This is a genomic window from Acidovorax sp. SUPP2825, assembly GCF_030158995.1.
Lineage (GTDB): Bacteria > Pseudomonadota > Gammaproteobacteria > Burkholderiales > Burkholderiaceae_C > Paracidovorax.
Window position 1 is genome coordinate 1 of the sequence record NZ_BQXK01000052.1, and the last position, 1,821, is coordinate 1,821.

General features: G+C 48.5%; 3 protein-coding genes. All 3 read left to right on the forward strand.

Annotated features, from left to right (window positions below; all coding sequences use genetic code 11):
• The first annotated feature begins 109 nt into the window (after positions 1-109).
• Positions 110-481 (forward strand): HNH endonuclease, encoded by a 372-nt coding sequence (locus AVAK2825_RS24600; protein ID WP_284403107.1) that lies wholly within the window; start codon positions 110-112, stop codon positions 479-481.
• Positions 456-917 (forward strand): DUF4265 domain-containing protein, encoded by a 462-nt coding sequence (locus tag AVAK2825_RS24605; RefSeq protein WP_284403108.1) that lies wholly within the window; start codon positions 456-458, stop codon positions 915-917. Before AVAK2825_RS24600 ends, AVAK2825_RS24605 begins: the two co-directional genes overlap by 26 nt.
• Before the next feature lie 320 nt (positions 918-1,237).
• Positions 1,238-1,600 carry an immunity protein Imm33 domain-containing protein gene (locus AVAK2825_RS24610; protein WP_284403109.1) on the forward strand — a complete coding sequence of 121 codons (363 nt, stop codon included), beginning with the start codon at positions 1,238-1,240 and terminating at the stop codon, positions 1,598-1,600.
• Positions 1,601-1,821: the final 221 nt, after the last annotated feature.

Below are 1,821 nucleotides of genomic sequence, written 5' to 3' on the forward strand. Positions count from 1 at the left end.
CCGCCGCCGCGTTCGCTTCGCCGTCATTCCCAAGCCCAGGCTGTGCTGCTTCATGTGACGTATCGTCTCAGGGCTTCATCTCCATGCCAAGCATGTCGTGGGGCGATTTATGCAGACCTTCCCTAATCCTTTGGAATGGATAGATCCATTCGGACTGGTTAAATTTACCCCGAAGACAAAAAAAGCTATTCTTCAAGAAAATGAGGAATTCTTTGGCGTTAAAAAATGCGAAAAATGTAAATGTCAAGTGCAAAAGCCCGCCAAAAGTATGAAGGGGGTTACTCCTCCTTCTGATGAATGGCAGATTGATCATATTGAAGCAGAGTCTTCTGGTGGTCCAGCTACTGAAGTGAATGGTCAGGTGCTGTGCAGAAAATGCAATCGTGACGATTGGCATAAGAAAAAGCCAAACTATAAGAGGAAAAATAGAAAGATGAATAAGAAACCAAAGAAAAATGGAAAAGGAAATTGCGGTGAATGATCGGGTCAAAATTATATTTTCGCTTGTGCCTGATGAAGATGGGTATCCACCATTCGATTACGAAGGTGTGTGGGCTAAAAAATTGAATGAGAACTTGTGGAAAATAGATAATATTCCATTCTTTGTTACTGATGTCAGTAGCGGAGACATAGTTAGAATAAAAAGAAGAAAATCTGGGGAGAATCATTTTTTGGAGGTCGTGGAAAAGTGCGGGCATAGTACGTTGAGAATCTTTTTTAACGAAGAGAGTTCTGTTAAAGAAGTTCGGGATCAGTTGTTAAAAATGGGCTGCTCAACAGAGGCTTCCAATATTAAAAAGTTGGTCTCTATCGATGTTCCTTCTGAGGTGCCTATAAATAAAGTTAAAAGTTATCTGGAATTGCTGAATAAACAAGAAATTCTCGATATTGAGGATGGGTGCTTGCAGCACCCATAACAGAGCGGGATACGAAGTCGTAGGGCCACCGTCACGCGCTACCGGGAGCGTCCCGCGCTGCAATCGGTGCCTGCTGCCGGCCAGGAGCAGGCCGAGCCTGCAGCCACGGTGCAGACCACGCGCTATCGCTACGACGCGCTGGGGCGCGCATCGACAAGACGGACGCCTTCGGCAAGACCCGGTTCGTGTATGACGGCCACCTGCTGGCCGGGGTGATGCGGGGCAGTCAGGTCAGCGATTACCTGTACGAACCTGAGAAAAGGAATGTTTATCTATGGTCGCCGGCGGTGAATTGAATTATTTATTGAGTGAGTGCTGCAATGGAAAGTGCTGTCGATAATGAACAAGCTGCAATGTGTGAAAAGTACAATGGCAGCCCGTTGGCATTTAATCCGGCCTTGCATGTCGCGGTCCATCTTGCTTCGTTGAACCAGCAACCGATCTATGGCGTTCGAATTCGGCCGACGATTGATGCATCAGGATGGTATTTCTGGGGAGGCGAATATTCTGATGATGATGACTTCTTCCAGTCCGTGCATGGTTCTCATGTCTTGGAGCGGATGCCAGAATTGGGTAAATATCTTGCCTTACCCCCTGGGTATAAATTCATTGTGGACGATGAGGGCTACGAGGATGTCTGGTACGACCCCTCTGCGTTTGTGCGCGCTGGCCAGGAGCCGTAAGGCCGGCATGTTGGAAGGGGTTTGAATGGCGGCTGGACACCAATTTCCAGAAATAGAGTCCTTGACGGCATGGGTGGCGCAAGATCTGAAGCGACAGGGAACCTCTCAAAACCCATCCGGTCCCTTGTTGATCGAGAACGCGTGCTCCATCCTTTGCCATGATCACTCCCCGTAGCGCCCTGAAGTTCGACCTGTTCGCTGAGGCCTCGCGCCAACACAAG